General features: G+C 68.2%; 3 protein-coding genes. All 3 read right to left on the bottom strand.

What is annotated here, in order from left to right; translation table 11 throughout:
- Positions 1-81 precede the first annotated feature (81 nt).
- Positions 82-453, bottom strand: coding sequence for a hypothetical protein (locus SLUN_RS30535; protein ID WP_108153179.1), 372 nt, complete (start codon positions 451-453; stop codon positions 82-84).
- 2 nt (positions 454-455) lie between these two features.
- On the bottom strand, positions 456-911 hold the full coding sequence (locus SLUN_RS30530; protein WP_108153178.1) for a YbaB/EbfC family nucleoid-associated protein: 456 nt from the start codon (positions 909-911) through the stop codon (positions 456-458).
- 142 nt (positions 912-1,053) lie between these two features.
- Positions 1,054-4,740 (bottom strand): AAWKG family protein, encoded by a 3,687-nt coding sequence (locus tag SLUN_RS30525; RefSeq protein ID WP_108153177.1) that lies wholly within the window; start codon positions 4,738-4,740, stop codon positions 1,054-1,056.
- Between the last annotated feature and the right edge of the window lie 54 nt (positions 4,741-4,794).

Raw genomic sequence — 4,794 nt, 5'->3', positions numbered from 1 at the left:
CGAGGGCCGCCCCGCAGGCCGCTCGGGCAGGACGGTGCGGCCGCTCCCGGCATGGTGCGGGAGCGGCCGACGGCGCGGAGGTCAGCGGCGGCCATGCCCGCCCGGGCCGCCGTCGAGCCCATGGGTGTCGATCTCTCTGTTGTTCTGCTCGATGTCCTCGATGTTGGCGTCACGGGTGTTCTTCATCAGCCGGACCTGGCTGACCGTGGCGTCGGTGATCCCCACCAGCGCGTCACGGATGGACATCATGGTGTCCTTGGTGGTCTGCCGCTCCTTCTGCTCCTGCGGCTTGGCCTTCTCGGCGAACTCGCCCTCCGTACCGGGCCATCTGACCGTCGGAGCCAGCTCGTCGAGGAACTCCTCGGTCATACTTCTGGCCAGGGTGCCGATCTCTTCCAGCTGTCCCGCCAGAGCCTCGATGCGCTGCGGGTCGACGTAGTACCGCTGTCCCATCGTCAGTCCTCCCCGTCCTCGCCGAGCGCGTCCCGCCAGGCGGGGGCGGCCTGGCCGCCGCGCTCCTTGTCCTCGTCGTCGTCGCGCAGGACCTCGGGGCCGAAGATCCGCTCCCAGTCCAGCTCGAAGCCCTTCAGCTCCGGCACGTTGCTGCTGGGCTCGGCGAAGGGCGCCATCGCCTTCATCACATGCCGGTTCATCTTCACGCGTGCCGCGTTCGCCGCCTCCAGGACGCTGGCGGCCAGCTCCTGGGGGGACATGTCGCGGTACTTGTTCTCCAGGAACTCGATCCCGGTCAGCTCACCCTGCGGGCCCACGCTGGCGCGGACCGCGCGGTCGGAGGAGAGCACCGCGAACGACGCCTGACGCAGCTCGCGCTCGGTGCGCGCGACCGCCTCCTGGGCCGCCTGGAGTTCGGCCATCGCCTTCTCCAGACGCTTCTCCAGCGGTTCCGTCACGCCCGCTCCGCCCTTCTCCGTCGGTCTCTCCGCAGGTCCGTCAACTTCCCCGCTGATCTTGCCTGGTGAGGGCTCGGTTGGGGAAGCCGGGGCCGGGTGGGATTCGTCTCGCCCCGGTGGTCACGCCGGACCAGCACCCTGGTCACCGTCCGATGACGGCCGGGGTGCCGCCCTCCTCGGTGCCCCACACGTCCTCGTCCTCCTCCAGATAGTCGGCGGAACTGGTGGACCTGCGGCCCGGCTGCGCCTCCTCCTCGGGGGAGTCGCCGCCACCGGTGGTCGTCACCCGGGCGGCCGGGGTCAGGAAGGTGTCACTGTCCTCCTGACGGTTCCACGGACTGCGCCGACGGCGGTTGCGGCGCTCACTCTCCTCCGCCGCGTCGACCAGGACGGCACGCACCCGCTCGCCGTTGCCCTTGTCGCCGCCCGCGCCCATGCCGCCCATGCCGCCGCCCATCGGCATGCCGGGGCTGCCGGGCATTCCGGGGGCGCCAGGGGTGCCGCCCGCGGCGGCCGTGGCGGCGGCCGGACTGAGCGGGGTGGCCGTGCTGTCCGACAGGGGTGCGACTCCCGCCGCGCTGAAACCATCCGAGGACGACAGGGAGTCCGCCCCGGAGAGGGCGTCGCCGGAGGCCCCGGTACTCACGCCGCCGCCGAGGCCCAGTTCGGAAAGGGGCACGTCGCGGGAGGTGGTGCCGTCCCCGCCGCCGATCCCGTTGAGGTCCCCGAGGCCGTCGAGGATGCTCGAACTGTCGTTGCCGCCCGACGAGTTGAGGTCTTGCAGGTCGACCGTCTCGGTGTTGCCCTGCGCGTCGGTGATGGTGGCGATACCGGTGTCCGGGTCGATGACCTGGGTGCTGCCGTCCGGGAAGGTGGTAGTCAACTGGCCGTTGTCCAGGATGGTGCTGGAGCCGTCCGAGTTGGTCACCTTCGCCCCGTGGGTGAGGTCGGTGGTCGTGGTCGTGCCGTCCGCGTCGGTGGTGGTGAGCAACCCGCTGTCCGGGTCGAACGTGGATTTGCTGCCGTCCGCGAACGTGGTGGTGAAGTCGCCGCTGTCGTCGAGCTCGGTGCTCCCGCCGGTTGGGGTCTCCAGGCCGGAACGGTCGCTGTTGAGGTCGCCCAGGTCGCCGATCGTCTCGGTGGTGATGTCGGAGTTGATGTCGCCCAGATCACCCAGACCGTTCAGGTCACCGAGCCTGTTCTGGCCGTTGAGATTGCCCAGGTCGCCGAGGTTCTCGGTGGTGGTGGTGCCGTCCGGATCGGTGGTGATCGCCTGGCCGGTCGAGGGGTCGACGGTCTGGGTGGTGCCGTCCGGGAAGGTCGTGGTCAGCTTGCCGTCGTCACCGAGGGACGTCACCGAGCCGTCCGGGTTCGTCACCTTGAGGCCGTCGCCCAGGTCCTGCGTGGTGACGGTGCCGTCCGGCGAGGTGCTGGTGAGCAGTCCGCTGTCCGGGTCGAAGGAGGTGCTGCTGCCGTCCGGGAAGTCGGTGGTCAGGTCACCCGCGTTGTTCAGCTGGGTGCTGGCACCGGTCGGGCCGTCGAGCACGCCGTCGCCGTTCAGGCTGCCGTTGAGATCGGTGAGGCTGCCCAGGTCGGTCGTCGTGGTGGTGCCGTCCGGGTTGGTGGTGATCGCCTGGCCGGTCGCGGGGTCGACGGTCTGGGTGGTGCCGTCCGGGAAGGTCGTGGTCAGCTTGCCGTCGTCACCGAGGGACGTCACCGAGCCGTCCGGGTTCGTCACCTGAAGGCCGTTGCCCAGGTCCTGCGTGGTGACGGTGCCGTCCGGGGAGGTCGTGGTGAGCAGCCCGCTGTCCGGATCGAAGGACGTGCTGCTGCCGTCCAGGAAGTCGGTGGTGAGCTTGCCGCCGTCGGCCTGGGTGGTCCCGCCGGTCGGGGTCTTGAGCGGGCCGCCGCCCCCGGCGTTCAACCCGCCGAGGTTGCCCAGGGGCGTGGTGATCGGGTTGTCGGTCTGGACCCCCTGGCCGTCACCGAGCCGGCTGTTCACGTCGCCGATGTCGCCCGGGCTCTCGGTGACCGGGTTGTTCTGGTTCAGCAGGTCGTCGAGGCCATCGAGGTTCTGTGTAGTGACCGCGTTGGGATCGTTGAGGCCGCCGAGACTCTCCTGCATGGCCTCGGCCTCGCGCTTGGCCTCCTCCTGCTCGCGCTTCTGCTCCTCGCGGAGTTCGTCCTGGTACTTCTTGTCCTCGTCGCGCTGCTGGTTCTGCTCGTTCCGCAGGTCGTCCTGGAGGCGCTTGGCCTCCTCCTGCTCCTTCTCCTGCTCCGCGCGCAGTTCGTCCTGGTACTTCTTGTCCTCGTCGCGCTGCTGGTTCTGCTCGTTCCGCAGGTCGTCCTGGAGGCGCTTGGCCTCCTCCTGCTCCTTCTTCTGCTCCTCGCGCAACTCGTCCTGGTACTTCTTGTCCTCCTCCCGCTGCCGGTTCTGCTCCTCGCGCAACTCGTCCTGATACTTCTTGTCCTCCTCCCGCTGCCGGTTCTGCTCCTCGCGGAGTTCATCCTGGTACTTGCGGTTCTCCTCGTTCTGCCTGTTGATCTCCTCCTTCTCCTCCTTCAGCTTCTTCTCCTCGTACTCCTCCGAGGCCGTGCTGGTGGACTTCGGCTTGGGTACGTTCTCCGAGAAGTCCTTGCCGAGGTCGATGAAGTGGTTGTTCAGGTCCGACTGCACCTGGGCGGCGGGCTTGCCCAGGTACTCGTCGACACCCTGGCTCCAGATCTTGGCGGCCTTGTCGCCGACCTTCGCCCAGTTGGCGATGTCGGTCAGGTCGCCGTACTCCGGGTGTACCTGCGAGAAGCCGCCCTGCGGGCTGTGCCTGACGGTCGTGGTGTAGCGGTTGGTGGTCGACGTGATGTCCGTCTTGGCGACGTTGTTCGAGTCCACCCACTGGGCGAGGTCGTCCAGAACGTAGCGCAGCACCTGGTGCGGGTCGTAGTACGAGGACTTCGCCCAGGTCAGCCACGCGTCGAGCAGCTTCGTGGCGGAGTCCTCCAGGTACTTGCGGCCCAGCGAGAGGGCTCGTGAGTACACCGTGTTGCCGGTGCCCGTCTCGTCCCCGGTGCCGGCCGAGGAGTCGAAGGTCTCGACGTAGTTGTCGTAGTTCTCGCGGATCTTCTTGATCAGGCTCCGGAAGACCTCCGCCGCTTCGCCCTTCCAGCTCGCGTCGTCCCGGCCGAAACGGTCCTCCCAGTCCTTCAGCACCGTCGCGTGGTCCCTGAAGAACTTGGCGGCGAAGTCGAAGGAGTACCCGGTGGTGTTGAAGGAGTTCAGGTCCACCGAGTCGCCCCCCGCCACGCCCAGGTTGCTGAACCGGGCGTCCTGGCTGCTGCCTTGCAGCAGGGCGAGGAGCGCCGCCCGCGGCCCGTTCATGTACCGGGCGAGCGGGATGGTGCTCATCTTGTCCTTGTTGTAGTCCGTGAACTCGTTGCCCTCACGGACCTGGGCGTCGTGGACGTTGTTGGAACCCGGGCCGGCGAAGATGATCTCCTCGCCGGCCTTCACGCGGCCCTCGAAGACGATCCGGGCCTGCATGATCGACTGCTTCTTGCCGCTGTCGAAGAACCAGATGTCGTAGTCCTCGCCCTTGTTCGTCAGGAAGCCGGAGTCCTTGACGAGCAGGCCGAGGCTGCGCTCCTTGATGTCCATCCGGAAGAGCTTGCCGCCGTGATCGGATCGGAGCTTGTCGAAGACGGTGTTCCTGTCCGGCACCGGGTAGCCGGTGATGTGGGTGACCAGGGTGGCCCAGGTGTCGCTCGACGGGTCGCCGGCGTTGTCGTACTTGTCGAGATTGGCGACGGAGTTGGGATCGTACCGATCGGCCACCGGGCGCCCTTTCTGGTCGGTTGTCGTCCGTGCCGGCGCACCGCGTCTTCGTAC

Source organism: Streptomyces lunaelactis, assembly GCF_003054555.1.
In the GTDB taxonomy this organism is placed as follows: domain Bacteria; phylum Actinomycetota; class Actinomycetes; order Streptomycetales; family Streptomycetaceae; genus Streptomyces; species Streptomyces lunaelactis.
The sequence above is the reverse complement of the archived record's forward strand: the minus strand, read 5'-3'. Positions and strand labels throughout refer to the sequence as shown.